22 protein-coding genes are annotated in these 20,810 nt (G+C 38.6%); 8 read left to right on the top strand and 14 right to left on the bottom strand.

What is annotated here, in order from left to right:
- Window positions 1-64 precede the first annotated feature (64 nt).
- Both SHI21_RS14675 and SHI21_RS14670 read right to left on the bottom strand, forming a co-directional pair.
- Window positions 65-523, bottom strand: coding sequence for a gamma-glutamylcyclotransferase family protein (locus tag SHI21_RS14675; RefSeq protein ID WP_323577483.1), 459 nt, complete (start codon window positions 521-523; stop codon window positions 65-67).
- Window positions 516-947: an MAPEG family protein gene (locus tag SHI21_RS14670; RefSeq protein ID WP_323577482.1), complete on the bottom strand. Its 432-nt coding sequence runs from the start codon at window positions 945-947 to the stop codon at window positions 516-518. Before SHI21_RS14670 ends, SHI21_RS14675 begins: the two co-directional genes overlap by 8 nt.
- Before the next feature lie 106 nt (window positions 948-1,053).
- Here SHI21_RS14670 and SHI21_RS14665 point away from each other — a divergent pair, with 106 nt between their 5' ends.
- Window positions 1,054-1,320, top strand: a complete 267-nt coding sequence (locus tag SHI21_RS14665; RefSeq protein WP_323577480.1) for a hypothetical protein — start codon at window positions 1,054-1,056, stop codon at window positions 1,318-1,320.
- Here SHI21_RS14665 and SHI21_RS14660 read toward each other — a convergent pair.
- From SHI21_RS14660 to SHI21_RS14650, 3 genes are all read right to left on the bottom strand, one after another.
- Window positions 1,317-3,323, bottom strand: a complete 2,007-nt coding sequence (locus tag SHI21_RS14660; RefSeq protein ID WP_323577478.1) for a translocation/assembly module TamB domain-containing protein — start codon at window positions 3,321-3,323, stop codon at window positions 1,317-1,319. The two genes, SHI21_RS14665 and SHI21_RS14660, sit on opposite strands and share 4 nt — an antisense overlap.
- The gene (locus tag SHI21_RS14655) at window positions 3,323-5,077 is read right to left on the bottom strand and encodes an autotransporter assembly complex protein TamA (RefSeq protein WP_323577477.1); all 1,755 of its coding nucleotides are present in this window, start codon (window positions 5,075-5,077) and stop codon (window positions 3,323-3,325) included. Before SHI21_RS14655 ends, SHI21_RS14660 begins: the two co-directional genes overlap by 1 nt.
- A 71-nt stretch (window positions 5,078-5,148) precedes the next feature.
- A complete protein-coding gene (locus SHI21_RS14650; protein WP_323577476.1) occupies window positions 5,149-5,727 on the bottom strand; it encodes a uracil-DNA glycosylase family protein in 579 nt (192 codons plus the stop codon).
- Window positions 5,728-6,021: 294 nt separating this feature from the next.
- On the opposite strand from SHI21_RS14650, the gene SHI21_RS14645 reads away from it, so the two are divergent.
- Both SHI21_RS14645 and SHI21_RS14640 read left to right on the top strand, forming a co-directional pair.
- Window positions 6,022-6,237, top strand: a complete 216-nt coding sequence (locus tag SHI21_RS14645) for a hypothetical protein (RefSeq protein WP_323577475.1) — start codon at window positions 6,022-6,024, stop codon at window positions 6,235-6,237.
- A gap of 2 nt (window positions 6,238-6,239) precedes the next feature.
- A complete protein-coding gene (locus SHI21_RS14640) occupies window positions 6,240-6,845 on the top strand; it encodes a DUF924 family protein (RefSeq protein ID WP_323577474.1) in 606 nt (201 codons plus the stop codon).
- Here SHI21_RS14640 and SHI21_RS14635 read toward each other — a convergent pair.
- Both SHI21_RS14635 and SHI21_RS14630 read right to left on the bottom strand, forming a co-directional pair.
- Window positions 6,831-7,640, bottom strand: a complete 810-nt coding sequence (locus SHI21_RS14635) for an alpha/beta fold hydrolase (RefSeq protein ID WP_323577472.1) — start codon at window positions 7,638-7,640, stop codon at window positions 6,831-6,833. The genes SHI21_RS14640 and SHI21_RS14635 overlap by 15 nt on opposite strands.
- A 12-nt stretch (window positions 7,641-7,652) precedes the next feature.
- On the bottom strand, window positions 7,653-8,672 hold the full coding sequence (locus tag SHI21_RS14630; protein ID WP_323577471.1) for an alpha/beta hydrolase: 1,020 nt from the start codon (window positions 8,670-8,672) through the stop codon (window positions 7,653-7,655).
- Between the two features lie 162 nt (window positions 8,673-8,834).
- On the opposite strand from SHI21_RS14630, the gene SHI21_RS14625 reads away from it, so the two are divergent.
- Together SHI21_RS14625 and SHI21_RS14620 are read left to right on the top strand one after the other, a co-directional pair.
- The gene (locus SHI21_RS14625; protein WP_323577470.1) at window positions 8,835-9,647 is read left to right on the top strand and encodes a hypothetical protein; all 813 of its coding nucleotides are present in this window, start codon (window positions 8,835-8,837) and stop codon (window positions 9,645-9,647) included.
- Window positions 9,648-9,721: 74 nt separating this feature from the next.
- Window positions 9,722-10,717 carry an LLM class flavin-dependent oxidoreductase gene (locus SHI21_RS14620; RefSeq protein WP_323577469.1) on the top strand — a complete coding sequence of 332 codons (996 nt, stop codon included), beginning with the start codon at window positions 9,722-9,724 and terminating at the stop codon, window positions 10,715-10,717.
- Here SHI21_RS14620 and SHI21_RS14615 read toward each other — a convergent pair.
- Together SHI21_RS14615 and SHI21_RS14610 are read right to left on the bottom strand one after the other, a co-directional pair.
- The gene (locus SHI21_RS14615) at window positions 10,714-11,226 is read right to left on the bottom strand and encodes a DUF1003 domain-containing protein (RefSeq protein WP_323577467.1); all 513 of its coding nucleotides are present in this window, start codon (window positions 11,224-11,226) and stop codon (window positions 10,714-10,716) included. The two genes, SHI21_RS14620 and SHI21_RS14615, sit on opposite strands and share 4 nt — an antisense overlap.
- A 9-nt stretch (window positions 11,227-11,235) precedes the next feature.
- Window positions 11,236-12,402 (bottom strand): benzoate/H(+) symporter BenE family transporter, encoded by a 1,167-nt coding sequence (locus tag SHI21_RS14610; protein ID WP_323577466.1) that lies wholly within the window; start codon window positions 12,400-12,402, stop codon window positions 11,236-11,238.
- 98 nt (window positions 12,403-12,500) lie between these two features.
- Between SHI21_RS14610 and SHI21_RS14605 the strand changes: the two genes are divergently transcribed.
- On the top strand, window positions 12,501-13,010 hold the full coding sequence (locus SHI21_RS14605; protein ID WP_323577465.1) for a DUF1993 domain-containing protein: 510 nt from the start codon (window positions 12,501-12,503) through the stop codon (window positions 13,008-13,010).
- 185 nt (window positions 13,011-13,195) lie between these two features.
- On the opposite strand, the gene recQ is transcribed toward SHI21_RS14605, so the two are convergent.
- The 4 genes from recQ to SHI21_RS14585 all read right to left on the bottom strand — a co-directional run bounded on the left by recQ (window position 13,196) and on the right by SHI21_RS14585 (window position 15,871).
- On the bottom strand, window positions 13,196-15,022 hold the full coding sequence (recQ, locus tag SHI21_RS14600; RefSeq protein WP_323577464.1) for a DNA helicase RecQ: 1,827 nt from the start codon (window positions 15,020-15,022) through the stop codon (window positions 13,196-13,198).
- A gap of 11 nt (window positions 15,023-15,033) precedes the next feature.
- Window positions 15,034-15,255 (bottom strand): DUF3820 family protein, encoded by a 222-nt coding sequence (locus tag SHI21_RS14595; RefSeq protein WP_323577462.1) that lies wholly within the window; start codon window positions 15,253-15,255, stop codon window positions 15,034-15,036.
- Between the two features lie 42 nt (window positions 15,256-15,297).
- On the bottom strand, window positions 15,298-15,435 hold the full coding sequence (locus SHI21_RS14590) for a hypothetical protein (RefSeq protein WP_323577461.1): 138 nt from the start codon (window positions 15,433-15,435) through the stop codon (window positions 15,298-15,300).
- Window positions 15,436-15,538: 103 nt separating this feature from the next.
- Window positions 15,539-15,871 carry a hypothetical protein gene (locus SHI21_RS14585; protein ID WP_323577460.1) on the bottom strand — a complete coding sequence of 111 codons (333 nt, stop codon included), beginning with the start codon at window positions 15,869-15,871 and terminating at the stop codon, window positions 15,539-15,541.
- A 301-nt stretch (window positions 15,872-16,172) separates the two neighbouring features.
- Here SHI21_RS14585 and SHI21_RS14580 point away from each other — a divergent pair, with 301 nt between their 5' ends.
- Window positions 16,173-18,557 carry an ATP-dependent Clp protease ATP-binding subunit gene (locus SHI21_RS14580; RefSeq protein ID WP_323577459.1) on the top strand — a complete coding sequence of 795 codons (2,385 nt, stop codon included), beginning with the start codon at window positions 16,173-16,175 and terminating at the stop codon, window positions 18,555-18,557.
- Between the two features lie 33 nt (window positions 18,558-18,590).
- Here the strand turns inward: SHI21_RS14580 and SHI21_RS14575 are convergent, their stop codons facing one another.
- Window positions 18,591-19,769 carry a hypothetical protein gene (locus tag SHI21_RS14575; protein ID WP_323577458.1) on the bottom strand — a complete coding sequence of 393 codons (1,179 nt, stop codon included), beginning with the start codon at window positions 19,767-19,769 and terminating at the stop codon, window positions 18,591-18,593.
- A 229-nt stretch (window positions 19,770-19,998) separates the two neighbouring features.
- On the opposite strand from SHI21_RS14575, the gene SHI21_RS14570 reads away from it, so the two are divergent.
- Window positions 19,999-20,808 carry a TIGR02147 family protein gene (locus tag SHI21_RS14570; protein WP_323577457.1) on the top strand — a complete coding sequence of 270 codons (810 nt, stop codon included), beginning with the start codon at window positions 19,999-20,001 and terminating at the stop codon, window positions 20,806-20,808.
- The last annotated feature ends 2 nt before the right edge of the window (window positions 20,809-20,810 follow it).

Genomic DNA, 20,810 nt, shown 5'->3' with positions numbered 1-20,810 from the left:
GATAGATTTTTAAGTCACTAGAATGAGTGATAAATATTGATGTTACTAATTTGTAACAAACACACTAAAGGACTTGAGAAAGTTTTTCGATGTACTCTTCAGGTAAATTATTTTCAGTGGCCCCGTGAATAATGCCCTGAAGGTATTTTAATGATGGCCTATAATTCCCCGTGATGATTGATTCATAAGTCATGCATTTGATGACTTCATCATTGGAAATAATATCAACCATGACTTCGTTGTAGTTGTTTAAGTGTGCTTCTCTTCCTGGAACATAGTCTTCATAGTCACGCATGACTTCAAGGTCGCGCTCGTCGAGATTAAAAATCACTCCCCACATTTTATTTCCAGGTGAAGATTTATACCCGGCCATTCCGCTATTCCACGGTTCGTAAAAACTTGGAAAAAAAACCTCAGCATCGTTCATAAACCCTATGCCGATTTTTTCTGAATGAGGGCAGCGCTCTAACATTTGTGAGAGATTCATATTAGAGCCGTATGCGAAGTAAGGTATTTTAGACATTGATCAGCGCTCTCATACTTCCCAGAATTCCCAGGATTAAAAAAATAAGAATGGGAATAAGTCCCATTAAAAAAGGAATCGTTCTTTTTTTACTTGTAACGTACGCTCTGAAGTACAAAACTCTTCCGATTAAATAAATTAAACCAAGAGCGGCCATTAAATATGGAGACCAGTAAGTAGCAGCTAAAAGAATTGAAGGAATAAACATCACCAGCATTTCAATCGTGTTCATTTGCACGCGGTAGTATCTTTCAAAACCATCGTGACCCGAGATTGCAGGTGCTGCTATTTTAAATGTCGCTCTCGCCTTTCCAACCATAACCACGAAAACTAAAAGCTGAAAGAGAGAGAATAAAATAACCAAATGAATCCAGATCATGCTGTGCCTTTGTAAAAGAGACTCAAAAGAATAATACATGCTCATTACCTGACTTATCAACCATGATGTAAACCTAATGCTTAGTGGCATGCGCCTTGCTTATATACTTATGATCATCACTTTTATGGGTGACTAATTTGGGAGGTATTTCATGTATACATCAAAACAACAGGCCATTAATCATTATTTAGAAACTATGACAGACGATATAAACCATACACTTAACAAAGTTGACGACGTGGTGTGGGTAAATGCAGATAGAATGATGGCCGTTTTAAATGAGCACGCTCTATTAAAGGAAGCTGTTAGTGTAAAATTACCGCCGGCAATTGAGGCAGATTGGGACACTAACGACACGAAGGAATTTGATCGCCTATTACATAAAATTTTATTTGAAGAGCACGCGCCACTGCACTAGTAAGAAATAATTCGCTCTAGCAGTACACCGTAGCCGCTTCCATTCGCACCATTTTGATTAGTCGTTCTCTCTACAGAGCTGTCGATATACCAGCCCTTTCCAAGCGCACGTCTAACACCAGCGGAGTTCAGTCCACTGCCAGAGCCTCCAACTCGAAGTGAGTTCTTAGCACCTAAACCAATTTGCGCCGACACTTCATTTGATTCTGGATCATATCCAATCGATTCAATAGGACTGCCAGCAAAGTAATAAAGAACTGCGAGTGATAAAACACCTTTAGAGATAATCTGGTTAGATTTCTGTGCCGCTGTTTTGTCATCAGGATCAAGTCCACTTAATGGTCTTCCAAATAATAAAACGGCGTAAATATCATCTACTGGTAGTGGCGGCTGGCTTGAGAAGGCCTGACGTGGTTTTGAGGCCGGCCCTTCCAGTTGAAGTGTGATGTCATATTCCGGCAACTGGAATTCAATGGTCGCAATAACTTCCGGCTCAAGTGGTGCATTGAATACAACTCGCAGAGAATGAATCACGATTTTTCTTTTAAAAAGAGTGGTTGTGAGAGGCAGAGCTTGAATCCATCCTTTTTGAATCTCACCATTACTTATTTCAATATCAAAATTCAGTCTTAATGTTTGATCGAGTAAATTGGTATTAATCTGTAGGGCATTTTCTCTCAATGCCTGCAGCTTCATGTCCACTTCCATCTCTTTTTTCACGGGAGATTTTTTTAGTTTGGGAGGAAGCTTTTGCTGATTTAAGTTTTCTCTAACAACCACTGTTGAGTTTTTAAATCTGGAATCAGGAATAAGCTGTGGTGGAAGTCTATTTCGCGCAAGTGTTGGAAGAAGTAGTTTCACTTTTTTAAGTTCAAGACCTAAAACAATTGAGCCAATACTTTTATCACGTAGCATGAAAGGCACTTCAGAGTTCACAGTAAGTTTTAAGTCCTGCTTGGCACTCGTCATATCCAGTTCTGTTTTAATTTTTAAAAGTACCGAATCTTTTTCAACATACTTCTCAGTGACTACTCCGATTTTTAAAGTTCCTTCCATGACATTGAATGGGGCCGGTAAAATATTATAAGGTGGGCGCACCAGCTTTTCGATAGTCGACTTCACCTTCGAAACTTCAACACTTCCCGTTGTCCCCAGGATAATATCACTTAAAAACTTTGGTTTTGAGAGGTCTTCTTTTAAAGAAGATTTTGCCACCGTCGTTTGAATTTTAAAAACGGCCGATTCTAATTTTGCCGACACAACAACAGGAATTGTCGTTGGTAAAATATTGGCCTCTAACTTTATTTCACTGAAATAAAGTGGATTTTGGGTTTTTAAATCAAAAGGCAAAAGAATGTTCTTAGGAGCAAAGATATTAATCTTTTTAGGAGTCGCTAAAAGATTAAACCCTAAGGCTTCGGCCGTCAGAGAGTTGGCCTTTTTAATGACCTTTAAATCAAAGGTTAGCGGTGACTCTTTTTTAAGAACTTCAATCTTTTTGAAATTCATATTTAAATCCGGAACGAGTGGACTCCATAACATGTCCCAGTAGCTCATCAAATCCGGCGGTGGTATCTCTTCATCATTTTCCTTTGGAAGAATCTTAAGTTTACTGGAATCAATCATCAGCGGCTCATACACCACATAGCTGAATCCCCCACTAAGCGTCCACTTAAGTTCTACGTTCCATGATATTTTTTCTAAACATGTATCAACATTCACATCCGGATTGTCATACACCAGACACAAGTCCTCAAAGCCTCCGTAAAATCGTCTTTGATTCCACTCTATCCATTGATGATTAATTTCAGCATTTTTCCAAGACCAGCTTTCTAAAACTTTTGTTCTGGTAAGAGCGTAATCCAGATTTTTTGGATTGATGAAAATAGTAGGATTGTAAAAGAAGGTCACGAGAATCGTGATCACTGTAATCAGAATTAAAGCGACAAAACCTATTATGACAAGAGTAAGTCTTTTTAAAATTTGTTTCACAGGAATTTTCATTAAAAAACTCCTCCAAGACCAAGATAGTAATAATTCCCATTGTCCCTAATTTCTTCAGTTGAAAGCGCGCGGGCCACATATCCCTGCACGATTCCGATGGGAGAAAGCCATCTTAGGCCTGTTCCCGGAGAATACCATAACCTGTTTTCAACTTCCCAAGGTCTTGCACCAAAGAAGGTTGTATCAATAAATGTAAAACTCTCTATCGTTGGAATGAAGACATAGGTTTTTCTAAATTCAAATTTAAAACTTAATTTTGTCAGTGCCCCCAGACCGTTATTATCCGGAAGTGTACTCAGCTTAAAGCCGCGGACATCATCGCTGCCTCCACCATAATACTTAACCGAAGGCTGCAATGATGATAATAAAACATTCTCAGGCACCCATGTGGTAGAAGTGTTTAAACGGATTCCTCCAATAGCACTTCCTTTTCCAAGATTTCCAAGACGCAGCAGTTTTAAATAAGATAAATCTAATTTTAATAAAGGATCTTGAAATCCCATACTCGGATGACGGAAATCAAAATTAAACTGCATGAAGTCCCCATCTTCCGGGTGTAGGTCAAAAATTTCATAAGTGTGACTCTGAGTCTGAAGCATTCCTTCCAGCGCACCGGTTCTCACTCTTTTAGTATCTGAGTTGTTGGCATTCGTAATGTATGAACCAAAAATAAGCGTAGGTCCTGCCGACCATGTCCACAGTCTTGAAGTTCCATCGCGGGTCCATTTTAAATGGGGCTTTAATTGAGTCGTTGTTTCCAGATATGTGGCCTGATCATCTCTTTCCACTTCAAGTGTCGTTAAGAGTGATCTTCTGGGAGCATCCCTCCACAAATACCTGTCAGAAGTTAAACTGAAGTATTGATTCCTGAACGACAACTGTAAATTAGCTTCACTCAATGAGGCCATATTTCCAGATCTCTGATTGGACCATCTGGCCCGAAACATCGGTCCCACTTCTGTCGTGGCACCAATTCCAAGTCGGACAGTTTTGCTGGTTCCAGGAATAAATTGTTGATTCAGAGAAAACGTTTTCTTTTTTAAATCACATTTCTCCTGAAAGTATGTTCCTTGAACAACTCCCGCCCTAAGAAATCTTTTTTCAGCGAGTGTGAGTTTTCTTTCCGAAAAAAAATCAGCTGCGATGAAAGGATAAAAACGCTCAAGAGCTTCGCTATAAACTCCAGCAATCTCTTCTTTTTCAATATTGCCGAACGTAAAGGACTCAAGTCCAGTCAAAGTGATAGTCACTGTCTCTACGCTGGCATCAACAGTGGAAGTCAACTTTACACATGGATAAGTATTGTTTCTTAAAAGTGTGATTGACTCGGCTTCAATGGCATCAAGAAGTTTTGGTGTGATCACTTCTTCACCATACTTTCTCATAATCTCTGCTGCCACCATTTTATTGTCGGCAATACTATCTGAAACAACGATCACATGTTTTAAGTAGGATTTACTTTCAGGATAAACATGAAGCAGATCGCCTTCATATTCAAAACGAGGCCGTGAATAACCACGGGATTGCAAAAACCCCGTCAACAAATAACTTGCCTGATAAGATGGAATGACTTTGTAAGCGTCGATTTCACTGTCTCCGCAAATAAGTCTTTGCTCTGTTTCGCTTAATTCGAATTCGTCTTTTGAATGGATGTAAATTTTCGGACACAGCTTATCACTCTTAGGTGCACTGGTAGCGCATGCCTGGAGTAAAAAGAGAAAAATGATAGTGAAAAAGAGATTCGATAAGTTCATTTACCAACGCATCAAAAAGGCCGAAAAAGTTACCTCTTTATACGTAATACATCATGTTTTTGAAAGTCTAATCATGAAAATACCTGCTTATATTTCATTAGACGAAACTCTTCGATTGAAAGGTCCCGATTTTTCTTCTTTAATTCGAGGTATTCTTTGTTTTTGACTAATCCTCGCACCGCTGTGGGCGATGGCGATATAAGTATGGTTTGCTTGATATTTGGGAATTTTCCAATATGTTTTCTAAACTGAGTGTAGACATGACGAGAGGTAAAAAGCAGCTCTTCGAAGTTTTCTTTTTCAATAATTTTTCTTAAATCAGTGTTGTAAGTTTTGTCATATAAGGCCGTATCAAGGCCACTGCCATTTATTCTTCGACAAGACAGAAGTATGTCGGCCAGAGCAAAGTGATGTTCTTTCAAAAAAAATTTAATTTCTTTTATAGTCGTTAATGATCTTCCAAAACACTCTGATAGTAACCTCCATAGCTTGTTGCTTGCTCCACCGTAATAAAAATTCATTTCTCCATTTTTTATTTCATGAAAGCGCGCTGGATTTGAAAATTTTCCAATCGGAAAATTGCCAATAATTAATTTTTTTGAGTGAGGTGGAATAAAAGGTTTGTATGGGTGATACTCGATAAGATCCATTACTTATTATTCACTCACGACACATACTTTTGTCAATTTTTTTGCTGGGGCGCAATTCTTGCGGACATTTTCCCCACGATCAGTATTCCCAATGAGAAATCACCTATTTTCATAGCTAAATTCTTGGCACCACAGATGCATTATATATTAGTACCAAGAGAGATCTTGGCCATGGAACGCAAGACAAAGGCAAAGATTATTGTGATCGCCATTGTGTAGACCTTAAAAATCTATTTCCACACATCATCAATAAGAAGCCACCTTCGGGTGGCTTTTTATTTCAAGGAGAAAATCATGACTAAGCAGAAACTAGACACTGACCTATCCAAGAAAACCGAGGCAGAAAAACCTCAAACTCAACCACCACAAAGAAAAGTTACACCTGCTACATTTGCTGCTGACGAAAAGAGCAAAGAGAATTCAAGAATTCAAGTTGGCGAAACAGCTGCAGTCGAAAATCATTACGTGAATGGATCATTCACTCATAAAAACTCGAATAGAGGTAAATAGTCATGACTACTAATTATCAAGAAGTCATCGACTTCTGGTTTGAAGAACTAACTCCAACACAACGATTTGAAAGAGATGAAAATATTGATTTAAAGATGACAGAGCGTTTTATAGCGCTCCACTCCTCAGTAGTGGCCGGTGAATATTCATCCTGGAGAAATGAGCCTATGGGAAGGCTGGCCGAAATTTTAGTTATCGACCAATTTTCACGCAATATTTACCGCGATGATCCCAAGTCTTTTATCTATGACCCTATGGCCTTAGTCCTTGCTCAGGAAGCAGTAAGAGGTGAATACAATAAAAACCTGGCACCCAAGTATAAACAGTTTCTTTATATGCCCTACATGCACAGTGAATCAGACATGATTCATAATTCGGCGATGCTGCTTTTTTCAGAGCCAGGATTAGAAGAATCTTTTGATTTCGAATTAAAGCATAAATCAATTATTGAACGTTTTGGACGTTATCCTTACCGCAATAAAATCTTAGGTAGAACTTCCACTCCTGAAGAAATTGAATTCTTAAAACAAGCGGGTCCTTTATTTGGAAATAACATGGCGAGCTTTGAAAGCATTACAATTGAAAGAACGACATCAATTCAACAATGAAGAATTAACATGATCTGTATGTAAACTTGCAAGGAAGTCTGCGATGACTTTATTAAAGTCATCCGGATTTTCCATATTGCTTAAGTGGCCTGTACCTTTAATAATCTCCAAACGACTTCCTTGAATATTTTCTTGCAGGAATTGCATCTCACTTAATGGGATGATTTTATCATGCTCACCTGCCAGGATAAGTGTCGGAACTGTAATATGGGCAAGTGTTTCGGTATTATCCATTCTAGTCGCAAGACTCACAAGACCAGCACTAATTCCTTCTTCATCACTTTTAGAAACAATCTCCTGAAAGCATTTTTTCAATTTAACTTTTTCCAAAGAAGATTTTGAAACCATCGCATGCCACTGCTTTGCAATGAATTCCTCACGGTGTGAATGAAGCATTTTAATCGTACTCCATCTTTTTTCTTTGGCCGCATTATCATCTGCTGCCGCTTTAGTATTGGCCAGAATTAGGCCGCTACATAATTCAGGAGCGCGCTCGTACATTCTCATCGCGAGGTAGCCCCCCATTGAGAGTCCACACCATATAGAACGCTTGATTCCTGCCTCTCTTAAAAAACTGATAACCGCATCGACATAATGTTCAAATGTAATGGCATGAAAAGGCAGCACACCTTTTCCGAACCCTGGCAGGTCTGGAGCAAGCGTGTAATGTGTTTTTGAAAAAAAACTCATCTGCTCTTTCCACATGTCCGATGTCATAGGAAAAGCATGAAGAAATATGATGGCCTCATTTCTAAAACTCCCCTGAGTTTGTACGTAAAGAGTGTTAATATCCATGAGGCCTCCTAATTATTGTTTAAATGCTTTCGTGAGATCTTTAGCTGCAAGCTTTTGAGCTTCACGAGCTTCTTTAAGAACCGGTGCCATTCCGAAAAATTCGTGAGTCACACCTTTATAGTTTTTGTATTTCACATCTACACCCTGAGCTTTCATTTTTTCTGCCAACTCAAAACCTTCGCTTCTTAATGGATCAATTTGTGCTGTAATAATTGTTGCATCATTGAGCCCTTGAAAATTGGCCGTAAGAAGATTGATTCTCTTGTCATCTTTTTGTTTTGGGTCTGACAAGTATTGGTTCATAAACCATCCCATCATTTCTCGGTTAAGAGGTTTTGCATTGGCGTTTTCTTTATATGAAGCTGTTCCCATATAACTTCCAGCAATCGGATAAATGATAAGTTCATGAGCAGGGATCTGTACTTTTTCATCACGCGCTCTAATGGCCACGTTAAGTGCAAGGTTTCCGCCAGCGCTCTCACCTGCTACGGCCACACGCTTAGGATCTCCACCAAAAGATCCTGCATTTGCCAACACCCATTTATAGGCGGCAAAAGCATCGTCATGAGCTGCTGGGAATTTATGTTCTGGACCTTTTCTATATTCAACTGAAATAAAAATAGATTTCGTCTGATCTGCAAGGGATCTTGGAGTTGCATCGTAAACATTATTATCGGCGATAACAAATCCACCACCGTGATAATAAACCACAACCGGCATTGGCTTAATTCCGCCTTCTGGAATATAAATTCGGGCAGGGATTGGCCCATCAGCTCCATTGACCTGAACTTCTTTAATAGAGACCAACGCTTTCGGCATATCTTTTTTAGTTTCCATTACTGCTTTGACAGCATCTGCTGGAGTCGGCTGTTTTCTCGCCTCTCCAGCTGTTAATGTCTCAATAGGCCTGCCACCTTTTTTATTAAGTTCGGTTAAGACAGTATTCATTTCCTTATTAGGGGTCGCCATTTTTGCCGCATAAGCACTATGTAAGGAGATTGTGAGCAGGGCCGGTAATAATACTTTCAACATAACTTCATCCTCTTAGCAGTGTTTAATATTTGTTTGCGCGTTGATAGCGCAATAGTTAAGTATTAAAGTGCAAGTCCTGTTCCTCTTTTACAAAGGCCCATCAGGGCGTTTTTCCCCATTGTTTTAGTTGAAATCTTTTTTTAGGAGTGAAACACTATACAAATGCAAAACGCGAAAATATCTCCACAAGAATTCATCACTCTCCTACAAAAACTTCTCAATGAGAAGATACCTACGGACAATCTCGTTGCATTAGGTGCTGCGATTGCAACTTTAAAACTTGATGACTGGAAATCAGTTGGTGGAAATATTTTTTCTAAAGATATGAAACCGATTTACTATTCAACGAAGAAAAAAATCATTTCATTAAAAGAATTAAAGACCACTATAAAAAAAGACGGAACTAAATCTGTTTTTAAAAACTTTGCTGAAAACTCTAAGAATTTGATCAGAGGCTCTATTCAAAGTGCCCGTGTGAATGTTCCTGATGCTAAAGACAGGCTGACACGTTTTACAAAAAAAATTGCTACAGACTACAGTCATTTAAAAACCAATGAAGACCGCGGGAATTACATTTTAAAACTCTCACTTTACAGCGGAGTATTTGCCATGGCCTTTCAAAAAGGTGCCAGACAAAAAATGCTCTCAAAATCCACTCTCCCACTAATTGTTTTAGGAGTGAGTCTGGTTTTCATAAACCGCATACTGGAGCAGGCCGAAGAAAAATTACAAGAGAATCCTGGTGCCTTAAAACTTTCACAAGATTTAAGATCCCTACTTCGTACACTGAATATGGGATTTAGCTCTGGAATGACTTTTAATGTAATGGTAGATGGGATTGTCGATCAGAAAATTCAAATTAATGATTTAAACGGTAAGAGTATAGGATCATTGATGCCTAAATCAATTATCGACAACATGATCTATACTACTTTAATGAGTCTTTTCTCGACTGAAAAAACTAACCCGGCCTAGTTCCTCTGCCGATACTAACTTACAGACTAATGGCATATAGTTTCTTAATTCCAAATATTGTATGATCACAATATATGAATACACCAAACAAAAAAATTAAATATTCTGTTCTCGACCTCGCACCCATTGCTGTTAATCATACGGCCGCTGATGCTTTTAGAAATTCAGTAGACCTTGCTCAGCATGCAGAAAAATGGGGATACAATCGCATCTGGTTTGCTGAACACCATAATATGGATGGGATTGCGAGTTCTGCCACTTCTGTTTTAATCGGGCACATTGCCGGTAAAACAAATACCATCAGAGTTGGTTCAGGTGGGATCATGCTACCGAACCATGCTTCACTCGTTATCGCTGAGCAATTCGGCACACTAGAGTGTCTTTATCCTGGACGAATTGATTTAGGATTAGGACGAGCTCCTGGAAGTGACCAGGCGACGATGAGAGCGATGAGAAGAGATTTAGCTGGACAAAATTTTGCGGAACAAGTTCAGGAGCTCTTCCAATATTTTTCTAGCAATCAAGAAGGAGCGCGAGTGATTGCAAATCCAGGAATGGGAGCAAAAATTCCAGTGTGGCTTTTAGGTTCAAGTTTATACAGCGCTGAACTTGCCGGTCGTCTTGGTCTTCCCTATTCATTTGCCGGCCACTTTGCGCCTGAACTTATGATGGAAGCAGTTCATGTCTACCGCCAGTTTTTTACGCCTTCAGTGCACTTAAAAGCGCCTTACATCATGATTGGTGTTCAGGTGGTTGGTGCTCCAACTGATGAAGAGGCAGAATTTTTATCAACCAGTGTGTATCAAAGATTTTTAGCACTGATTAAAGGCCAGTCGCTTAAGATGAGGCCACCTGTAAAAGATATGAGTGGGCTTTGGAATGCCAATGAAGAGCAGTATGTGAGAGCGAAACTTCAAACTTCTGTGCGCGGAGGTCCTGAAAAAATTAAAGCTCAGCTTTATGCCCTGGCAGAGGCCACAGGTGCAGACGAGTTGATCATTGCATCTGATCTTTACGATCACAAAGATCGTTTAAGATCATTTGAACTTGCAGCACAGGCACTAAGTTAAATATTTTTATTTTCCGTAAGCCTTCTAATCAGCTCTTCGTGAGTTTTTTGAAAGGCATCGAGTTTATCGTGAAGATTTCTAATTTCCATTTCAGCTTTTAGGTTAATCATAAAATCTGAGCGCGCTCTTCTCCTGTCTTTTTCTTCCTGACGATTCTGGCTCATCATTATAATCGGCGCCTGTAGAGCGGCAATACATGAAAGTATTAAATTTAAGAAAATAAATGGATATGGATCAGCTGGTTTCACTGTCCAGATAAAAGTGTTTACGATAACCCAAAATACCAGAAACGTACAAAAGCCAATAATGAAAGTCCAGCTTCCGCCGAAGTCGGCCACTTTATCAGAAACCTTTTGCCCAAACGTCGCTTCATCGTCATTTTCGACTTCGTGAAGTTTTGTACTGAGAAATTTTTCATCTTCCAGCGCCTGGTTAACCAGGTCTTCCATACTCTTAATCTGGTTTTCTTCTTCGCTTAAGAGATCTTTAATTTCAATTTTCTCTTCCATCGAACGTCCTTACTTTCTTAATTTTAAAATCAAACTGAAAACACATCCTGCAACTAATCCCCAAAAGGCCGATCCAATTCCAAAAAGTGAAACACCTGAAGCTGTGACAAAAAACGTCATCATTGAAGCTTCGCGGTCTGCTTCGTGATGAACTGCAGAAATGATCCCACTATTGATAGTACCAATTAAAGCAAGTCCGGCAATAGTCATGATCAACTCTTTTGGAAACGCCACAAAAATTCCAACAATTGCACTCGAAAACAGGCCAATAAAAATATAGATAATCCCTGAACTGATAGCTGCAGTGTAGCGCTTAGTCTCATCGGGATGCGATTCAGGCCCCATACAAATCGCAGCAGTCAAAGCGGCTAGGTTAATTGTGTAGCCACCAAAAGGTGCAATGAGAAGGTTCACAAACCCTGACCAACCGATAATCTTTGAAATCTGTGGTTTGTAGTCAAAGGCCTTTATGACAGCAACTCCAGTCATATTTTGAGAAGTCATCGTCACAATAAACAAAGGAATTCCTACTCCAATAATACTTGCAAGACTAAAAGTCGGAGCAATAAACTCTGGACGCAAAACTGTAAAATCAACTGGTGTAAAATGGAGAAGATTTTGAAGCCATGCGACCATCACTCCAAAAACTAAAACGACGATGATGTTATATCTTTGAAAAAATCTTCTACCTATCATGTAAGTAAAAAACATCACCATTGATAAAACGATCTGGGTCTTCATTGAAGTAAAAACCTCAAAAGCAAAATGCAGTAAAATACCTGCCAGCATCGCGGAAGCAATACCTACCGGAATCTTATTCATCATTTTTTCAAAGAATCCGGTAACACCACAGAGAAAAATCATGGCCGCTGAAAAAATAAATACACCAATCACTTCCGAGAGAGTAAATCCTCCAACGCTGGTAATTAGTAGAGCTGCTCCAGGTGTTGACCATGCAAACATAATAGGAATTTTATATTTTGCTGAAAGAGATATTGTAAGAATTCCCATGGCAACACAAATGATACCAAGCCAAGCTCCGGCCTGGGCTGCACTCGCCCCTGCTGCTGTAGCTGCTTGGAAAACAATAACGGCCGAACTGGTGTAACCCACAAGAACTGCAATAAAACCTGCGACAATTGTAGAGAGACTAAAGTCATTCATAATATTTTTCATGGTATCAATATTATCCACTAATCAATCTTAATGCATCTAAAATTGACATAACTCGTACCGGTTAGTTACTGTAGAAAAAATTCAATTTTGGAGGCTTCATGATTTATGAACTTACAGTAACTCAATTTATCAAAACTTTAAAAAATATGGACTCTTTTTTCGAAAAAGCAGCTGGATATGCTGACTCTAAAAAATTCGATGTTGATGTTCTTCTTCAATCAAGACTTGCACCAGATCAGTTTAACCTAATCAGACAAGTACAGATTGCTTGTGACACAGCAAAACTAGGAGCTTCTCGTTTAACTGGAAAAGCTGCTCCATCTAACGATGACAGTGAAAAAACTTTAGCTGAAGTTAAAGCTCGTATTCAGTCGACGATTGCATACCTTGAAAGCTTCAAACCAGAAGATTACAAAAATGCAGCAACAGCGACGATCACTCAACCACGTTGGGAAGGTAAGACGCTTACAGGAAATGAATATGTAATTCACCATATGATTCCGAATCTTTATTTTCACGTGACAACTGCTTACGCGATTTTAAGACACAATGGTGTTGATGTGGGTAAGAAAGACTTTTTAGGGGCAATGCCTTACAAGCTTCCATAAATAACAAAGGCCCCAAATGGGGCCTTTATTTTTAGTAAGCTTTTTTCGTTTTTTCTTTTTTCTTATCTTGTTTTTCTTTTGTCGTAAGTTTCGGCTTAGTTTTTTCCTTGCCTTTATCCTTACCCTTATCTTGTCCTTTAGCCATGGGAAACTCCTTTTTTGGTTTAACGGTCTATTTCAGTTTACTACAAAAATTTATTTATAGTATCAATAAATACAGTCCCGTAATTTTCCAGCTTATTTTGCCCAACCCCATGGACCATTAAAAACTCCGAAGCGTTTCTAGGTCTTAAAGCGCACATGTCGTGCAGCGATTTATCATTGAAAACAATATAAGAAGGGAGATTCTTCTCTTTTGCCAGACGATTCCTAAGATCTTTAAGAGCATCAAAAAGTTCATTTTGACCGTGAGCAGCGCCTGTGGTTTTCGAGGCCACTCTTTTCTTATCTTGTTTCGCGGCCGTTTTAGCACGGGCCACCGATTCATCCTGCTTTCTTAATTCAAGCTTAATTTTACCTGTAAGGATTTCCTGAGCTTTGCTGGTTAAAGCAAGGCTTCTGTACTCCCAATTTTTTATATGGATGTAATTAAGGTTTAAAAGCTGTCTTAGAACACTATTCCAGTGCTCCTTAGGCTGATCCTTTCCAATTCCATAAACTGAAAGCGCATGATGATTTCTATCATTAATCTTTTGGTTTTTACTTCCGCGAATAACATCGATTATGTGACCGGCACCAAAGGACTGATTGGTTCTATAGATAGTAGATAGCATTTTTTGAGCATCGACAGTTGCGTCCCAAAGAGTTGGTGGTTCGATACAAGAATCACAATACCCGCAAGTCTCTGCTCCAATCTCGCCAAAGTAGCGAAGCAGATAACTTCTTCGACAAGCGGCCGCTTCACATAAAGCAAGCATGCAATCTAATTTAAAGCGTGCAACTTTTTTATAATTTTCATCGGCGTCAGTTGTCTCGAGCATTTGTGAAAGCTTCACAATGTCCTGAAGACCATAGATCATCCATGCAGTAGAGGCCTTTCCATCACGGCCCGCTCGCCCCGTTTCCTGGTAATAACTCTCAATACTTTTTGGTAAATCAAGATGGGCCACAAAACGAACGTCAGGTCTGTCGATCCCCATCCCAAAAGCGATGGTAGCAACAACGATGATTTTTTCTTCAATGTTAAAGAGTTCCTGATTCAACGCTCTTTCATTTTGAGAAAGACCAGCATGATATGGAACAGCTTTGTACCCAAGTTTATTTAAAGCGGTTGCAACACGCTCAACTTTATCGCGCGATAGACAGTAAACAATCCCCGTATCATCGGGATGGTGAGTTTTAATAAACTCATCAAGCTGCTTAATTTCATCACTGCGCTCAAGGATCATGTATTTAATATTCGGACGATCAAATGATGAAACAAAAACCGAAGGCGCTTTCATATGTAACTGATTGGTAATATCAACTCTTGTTTTTGCATCTGCCGTAGCAGTTAATGCAATCACCGGAACGTCAGGGAATCTTTCTTTCAATTCACCTAAGCGTGTATAGTCTTTTCTGAACTCATGTCCCCATTGAGACACACAGTGGGCCTCATCAATGGCGATAAGTGAAACATTAATCTGATCAAAGAATCCCGCCAGAGCACCACTTAGGATTCCCTCGGGTGAAACGTAGATAATTTTAACAGTACCATTTAAAATTTTAGCTTTTGCTTTTTGAGCTTCACCGTAATTTTGAGATGAATTTAAAAAGACTGCTTCTACCCCATACTCTTTCAAGTTCATAACCTGATCGTGCATAAGAGAAATTAATGGAGAGATAACTAATGTCACTCCATCAAGATACAAGGCCGGGATTTGGTAACACAAAGACTTACCACCACCGGTAGGCATAATTGCAAGCGTGTCTTTACCATCTAAAATTGAATTGATGATGTTGTACTGCTCGAATCTGAAATTATCATACCCGAATGTTTCTTTCAAAATGTGGTGAAGTTTTTGGTCTCTCATTTTAATTCATCTCACTTATAGTCTTTTAATGGATTGATTAAATCATCCAGTCCGTTGAGCTTAATCTCATATAAAAGACCTAGAAGTGTTCCAAGTTCCCCTTTTGGGAAACCTTGATCGTAAAACCATAGGACGTAACTTTCAGGAAGATCTATGAGTAGCCTTCCCTGATACTTACCAAAAGGCATGGTCACAGTGGTGAGTTTTATTAAATCGTTTTGTTCAAAATTCATAAGTGGAATTATCTGTTTTTGAAGGCGTGTTGCCAAGTAAGTTTAAGCCGCTAAAGCTTGAATAAGTGCAGAAATTGTCGACAATTCTGGATTAAATTCTTTTTTAGGATCAATAAGATCGTATAGAGTCCTGCGTCCAATCCCGGCCTTTTTTGCTAGTTCAACTTTGTTTACCGTCATTAGGTGCGCATAAAGCAGCTCTCTAAAAGTTAAAAGGTCTCCACTTTTAATACAATCTAAAAGAGCTTCAGCAATAACCGATGAGTCTTTTAAAATTTTACTCTTAAACGGAACGTGTTCCGTTAATGATTTCTTCTCTGATTTTTTTTGCTTTTTTAATGTCACGGTTTTGCCCATTTTTGTTTCCTCCAGAAATCGCAACGATCAAAGATTTATTCCACATAAAAGAATAAACTCGAATTCCATTTTTCCAACGAAGTTCAATCAGCCCATCAAATCTTTTATGATCACCGTAATGTCCAATTGAAAGCATATCTATTCTGGCCGTCACTATGGCCATTGTTTTTGGTGGTTGCTTTTTTAACCAGGAAGAGAATTCGAATGTCTTTAATATTCGAACATGTCCTGCTTTGTCACTGTACGGTATACTGCACATTTTGTCAATGCTCCTTATATGGAGACTTGATAAGCACTAGCGTTTTTAGAGTTGAATCTAGATGTACTGGTAATAACTAGGCACTATTGGAAATAAAAAAATAAATGAGGGCTGACCTATCAGTTAAATATGAGCGCAATAATAAGAATATGAATTCTTGATCATTTAGATAAGCATTATTCATATTCGTCAAAAGCTTAGGTAGTAAAACTTTAGCGTCAACCTTGACACCCACACTTATGACCCCATCTTAGTTAATAGAAAGACGTCTTCAAGCGTCGACTGACTTTAAGGGAGGAATATGAACAAATTTGACAGCATCGTTGAGGGATCTCTATCCATTGCTCAAAGTGAAGCGCTTAAAAGAAAACATAGTGAACTAACTCCGGAACATCTGGTTTATGGATTGATCAACAACCCACAAACTTTTTCAAGTAGATCACTAAAAAAATACTCGAAAGAATTAGAAACTCTTTTGAAAAACATACCAACAACTAAAACTAAGTTGGAAATGGAGCATCTCAAGGCCAGCAGTAAATTCTCTGAGTGGCTGACTTATGCTTCATCAAACGCCATTCAAAACGGCCGTCAGGAAGTAACTGAGACCGACCTGCTGAAATATCTGGCGCAAATGCTGCCAGAATTTAAGATCGACTACAATGATCTTAAAACTGAAAATGCTGAGGGAGTCACTGAAAAGCCAAACTTCCTTATCAATCTTAACGAGCTTGCCGAGAGCGGGAAATTAGATCCTGTTATCGGCCGCTCGAAAGAGATCCGCGCCGTAATGGAAATTCTAGGACGTAGAGGAAAAAATAATCCTGTCCTAGTAGGACCTGCCGGTGTTGGTAAGACTGCGATCGTTGAAGGTTTAGCGGACGCTATCGTAAAAGGAAAAGTGCCTGATGTCTTAGAAGGTAAAACAGTTTACTCATTAGAGCTTGGTGCTTTAATGGCCGGAACAAAATACCGTGGTGAATTTGAAGAGAGATTACAAACTCTATTAAAATTTATTAAAGACCAAAACGGGCAAGCGATTCTTTTTATCGATGAGCTTCACCAACTTGTTGGTGCCGGAAGAACTGACGGGGCGATGGACGCAGCTAATTTATTAAAACCTGCTCTTGCACGTGGAGAGCTACATTGTATTGGGGCAACGACGCCCGAAGAGTATCAAAAATATATTCTGAATGATTCAGCTCTTGATCGACGTTTTCGTGCAGTTCCAGTGGATGAACCGACTAAAGAAGACGCGATTGAAATTTTGATGGGTATCAGAGAAAAGATGGAGATTCACCATGGAATTAAAATATCTGACAGAGCTATTTACGATGCTGTCTTTTTGTCTAGCCAGTATATCCCTGATAAAAACTTACCAGACAAAGCAATTGATCTTATCGATGAAGCGAGTTCAGCACTCAAATTATCCGCAGAAGCAATGCCTGCCGACCTCGCAGAACTAGAAGGTGAAATCAGAACGAAAAAAATCTACGCTAAGTCGCAGAGTAAATCGTCTGACATCGAAAAAGAAATTAAGCAGTTGGAAGAAAAATTTCAGTTAGGCAAAGAAAAATGGGAGCATGAAGTTTTAGCACTAAAGAAAGTTTCAGAGTTAAAACATCAATTAGAGAGATCTAAGTTTGAGCTGGAACAAGCTCAGCGCACTCAGGACTATGAAGCTGCCTCGAAATTAAAATATTCAGTGATTCCAGAAATTGAATCACAAATAGCAAACTCACATAATACATGGGTTCTTTCTACACAGCATATTGCCAATGTTATTTCGCGCCAAAAAGGGATTCCTGTTGAGAAGATTTTAAAATCTAAACAAGAGCAAATCCTTGAACTGGAAGCATATTTAAAAAATAAGGTCTTTGGACAAGATGAAGCTCTACACGAGATTTCGGAAGTACTGGTGACCGCTCATGCGGGTTTATCTGATCCATCGAGACCATTGGGTTCTTTCTTATTAAAAGGGCCATCTGGTGTCGGTAAAACGGAGACAGCAAAAGCACTTGCTGAATTCTTATTCGGTTCTCAGGACAACCTAGTTCGTTTCGACCTTTCAGAGTTTTCGGAAAAACATTCCGTCTCGAAACTGATTGGTGCGCCTGCAGGTTATGTAGGTTACGAAGAAGGTGGTGTTCTAACCGAAGCGATCAGAAGAAAACCATACTCGGTTATTTTATTTGATGAGGTTGAAAAGGCCCATCGCGACTTCTCTGATATTCTGTTACAGATTTTAGATGATGGTCGTTTGACGGACAACAAAGGTCGCACTATTGATTTTAAGAACACGATCATTTTAATCACGACTAACTCGAAAGATTTAGAAGCTGATTTTAAACCCGAAGTTCTTGGACGCCTTGATGCGATTTTAACGTACAACCCACTTGATACTTCAATCATGGCAAACCTGATTGATCGACAAGTTCAAATGTTAAATGAAAGACTGGAAGGTAAAGAGCTTTCAATTCAGTTAGACAAAAAAGTCTACGAAGAGTTAGCTAAACGCGGTTATGACCCTCGTTTCGGTGCACGCCCTCTTCAATCGGTCTTCTCTCAGATTGTCACTCGCCCACTGTCTAAAAAAGTGCTCGAAGGACATTTGGAAAAAGGTCAGATGAAAGGTGTGTGGAAAAACGATGAGAACAATCAGCACATCGAATTCGAAATGCTTCAATAAAAAGAAGAAGGCCCCGATAAGGGGCCTTCTTTATTATTTAAAAAGTTTTGGGTATTGTTTTTCACATGCCTTTTGTTGTTTTCCAAGCTTCACCAAAAGAGCTTCGGTTTCACCAACAGCTTCTTCAGCAGATTTTTGAAATTTATCTGCTTCAAAAATGTTACCAATTGCCTTAACTAAAGCTGATTTTTCTAATTTCGGAATCAACTCATCATCCAATATAGTATTAATATGTTTTGCCATTTCTAATTCTTCTTCAATTCCTACTAATGCTTTTTTCACATAGGCAATTGAGTCTGAATTTTCGCTACAATTTTTCATTTGCACTGTTGTAATGTATTTATCAAATAGAACAGGATCTCTTACAAGATCAAATGTATAGGCATAAGGAGCTGAAATAGCGGACCCATAATACATTTTCCCTTCTGCTTTCTTTGCAATTTCAGGATGTTTTTCAGTCAAGAATTTTTTTAGATATACATTATTTCTGTAAGTATTTTCGGATGTGCAATCTAATCCTAAAAAAAGCACGATAGATCTGTCATCTCCCGAATAGTAACATCTTAAATTTTTATTGGCTTCAGGGTTCCAAATATATGTATCTTCTTCTAAGAATGCTGTGTTTGTATTATAGTTATTATCTGCTAACGTTGCTTTAAGCTCCTCAGAGTCTAAATTGTTTTGATTATCGTAAATATATTTCACAATGTTTCTTACGCGCACATGGTGTAGAGGTCCCGAGTTATCTGCTAGTATTCCATGTAAAGCTTCATGAATTAAAATATATTCCTTCTGGTTACTATTTAAAAACTGCTTACTAAAAATAATTTCTTTTCCATTACGAATTGCTAACTGAACATCCGCGGCCTTACCAGTAACTGTTGTCTGATTATATGGTAAAATGGGCAGTGTTCCCGGAGACAAATACATTTTATCAGACATTAAATCTCTGATAACAGCAGATGCAAATTGTGGGTCAACTTTTGCAAGTTTCAGAATAAGAACTTTAAACTCCGGGATACTGTTAAGAAAATTATTATTTCTTAATGTTTTCACCTGATCCTGCACCAGCAAGTCTCTAATAACCATTTGATTGTCTAAATAAACAGCATCACCACCGCCACTTGTCTCTGTCCCCATCTTCGCATAGCTTGCAAGTGGACTCATTAGTGTCAGCGCTAATCCTAAAGTTAAAAGCTTTTTCGTCATCATAATTCTCTCCGTATATTTTGCTATTTTAGCAGTGTTTTTCTTAGTCCAGAGACTAATTGAAATCGGGATACGGCAATAGACCTATTTTATTAAAAAATAACGTTAAACTTGATAATCTTATCAAGTTTTGATTTTTAACTTCCTAATTTTGTTGTAGTATTAAACCAACAAGACCAATTAACCAAAGTTTTGACTAGCCTATAAAAACTTCACGATAAGCAGGAATTGCATGAAGAAAACCATCTTTGAGTTCAACGATTATAAAAACTATCTGAGAGAGAGAATCAACGATTCCCCTTCTAAAGGTCGTGGGGCCAAGCTTAAAATGTCAGAGTATCTTAACTGTCATACCAGTTTTATTTCACAGGTTTTAAATGGTGACCCAAATTTTAGTTTTGAGCAGGCTGTAAAACTCAATACATTTTTCGATCACACCAAAGATGAAGCACGTTATTTTATTTTATTGCTTCATAGTGAAAGGGCCGGAACGAATGAACTTAAATCTTTTCTTAAAGAAGAGATGAAAGAAATACTAGATAAGAGATCTGATTTAAAAAACAGGCTGGATATAAAAAACTCACTTAAGAAAGTCGATCAACAGGTTTACTACTCTAGCTGGCATTACACATGTATCCACATGTTGATTGCAATCCCTGACTTCCAATCGCCTTTGGCCATTGCTAAACACCTTAATCTCAATAGAGAAAAAGTCATGGAAGTTCTAAACTTTCTTGAATCAACAGGGCTAGCGAAAAAAATAGGAGCTCGCTATGAAATTGGCGTAACAAAAATTCACTTAACAAAAGATTCACCTCAAATTCAGCGCCATCACGTAAACTGGAGAATGAAAGCAGTCAATGCTATTGATGAGAACATTCCGAGTAATCTCCATTACTCATCCATTATTTCCATGTCGGCCGCTGATGTACCACACATCAAAGAAGTTTTAATTAAATCGATTGAAGAATGCAGGAAGATTATCCGTGACTCCAAAGAAGAGCAGGTTCAAAGTATCTGCATCGACTTCTTTGGAGTATGAAA

It is taken from the genome of Bacteriovorax sp. PP10 (assembly GCF_035013165.1).
Lineage (GTDB): Bacteria > Bdellovibrionota > Bacteriovoracia > Bacteriovoracales > Bacteriovoracaceae > Bacteriovorax > Bacteriovorax antarcticus.
This window is presented reverse-complemented; position numbering and strand designations above follow the sequence as displayed.

Excerpts from the sequence above, each read along its gene's own strand:
- SHI21_RS14580 (WP_323577459.1), top strand. The coding sequence starts at position 16,173 with ATGAACAAATTTGACAGCATCGTTGAGGGATCTCTATCCATTGCTCAA.
- SHI21_RS14570 (WP_323577457.1), top strand. The coding sequence starts at position 19,999 with ATGAAGAAAACCATCTTTGAGTTCAACGATTATAAAAACTATCTGAGA.
- SHI21_RS14605 (WP_323577465.1), top strand. The coding sequence starts at position 12,501 with ATGATTTATGAACTTACAGTAACTCAATTTATCAAAACTTTAAAAAAT.
- SHI21_RS14650 (WP_323577476.1), bottom strand. The coding sequence starts at position 5,727 with ATGGATCTTATCGAGTATCACCCATACAAACCTTTTATTCCACCTCAC.
- SHI21_RS14640 (WP_323577474.1), top strand. The coding sequence starts at position 6,240 with ATGACTACTAATTATCAAGAAGTCATCGACTTCTGGTTTGAAGAACTA.
- SHI21_RS14575 (WP_323577458.1), bottom strand. The coding sequence starts at position 19,769 with ATGATGACGAAAAAGCTTTTAACTTTAGGATTAGCGCTGACACTAATG.
- SHI21_RS14630 (WP_323577471.1), bottom strand. The coding sequence starts at position 8,672 with ATGTTGAAAGTATTATTACCGGCCCTGCTCACAATCTCCTTACATAGT.
- recQ (WP_323577464.1), bottom strand. The coding sequence starts at position 15,022 with ATGAGAGACCAAAAACTTCACCACATTTTGAAAGAAACATTCGGGTAT.
- SHI21_RS14655 (WP_323577477.1), bottom strand. The coding sequence starts at position 5,077 with ATGAACTTATCGAATCTCTTTTTCACTATCATTTTTCTCTTTTTACTC.
- SHI21_RS14625 (WP_323577470.1), top strand. The coding sequence starts at position 8,835 with ATGCAAAACGCGAAAATATCTCCACAAGAATTCATCACTCTCCTACAA.
- SHI21_RS14670 (WP_323577482.1), bottom strand. The coding sequence starts at position 947 with ATGAGCATGTATTATTCTTTTGAGTCTCTTTTACAAAGGCACAGCATG.
- SHI21_RS14590 (WP_323577461.1), bottom strand. The coding sequence starts at position 15,435 with ATGACGGTAAACAAAGTTGAACTAGCAAAAAAGGCCGGGATTGGACGC.
- SHI21_RS14645 (WP_323577475.1), top strand. The coding sequence starts at position 6,022 with ATGACTAAGCAGAAACTAGACACTGACCTATCCAAGAAAACCGAGGCA.
- SHI21_RS14585 (WP_323577460.1), bottom strand. The coding sequence starts at position 15,871 with ATGTGCAGTATACCGTACAGTGACAAAGCAGGACATGTTCGAATATTA.
- SHI21_RS14620 (WP_323577469.1), top strand. The coding sequence starts at position 9,722 with ATGAATACACCAAACAAAAAAATTAAATATTCTGTTCTCGACCTCGCA.
- SHI21_RS14665 (WP_323577480.1), top strand. The coding sequence starts at position 1,054 with ATGTATACATCAAAACAACAGGCCATTAATCATTATTTAGAAACTATG.
- SHI21_RS14635 (WP_323577472.1), bottom strand. The coding sequence starts at position 7,640 with ATGGATATTAACACTCTTTACGTACAAACTCAGGGGAGTTTTAGAAAT.
- SHI21_RS14660 (WP_323577478.1), bottom strand. The coding sequence starts at position 3,323 with ATGAAAATTCCTGTGAAACAAATTTTAAAAAGACTTACTCTTGTCATA.
- SHI21_RS14615 (WP_323577467.1), bottom strand. The coding sequence starts at position 11,226 with ATGGAAGAGAAAATTGAAATTAAAGATCTCTTAAGCGAAGAAGAAAAC.
- SHI21_RS14595 (WP_323577462.1), bottom strand. The coding sequence starts at position 15,255 with ATGAATTTTGAACAAAACGATTTAATAAAACTCACCACTGTGACCATG.
- SHI21_RS14675 (WP_323577483.1), bottom strand. The coding sequence starts at position 523 with ATGTCTAAAATACCTTACTTCGCATACGGCTCTAATATGAATCTCTCA.
- SHI21_RS14610 (WP_323577466.1), bottom strand. The coding sequence starts at position 12,402 with ATGAAAAATATTATGAATGACTTTAGTCTCTCTACAATTGTCGCAGGT.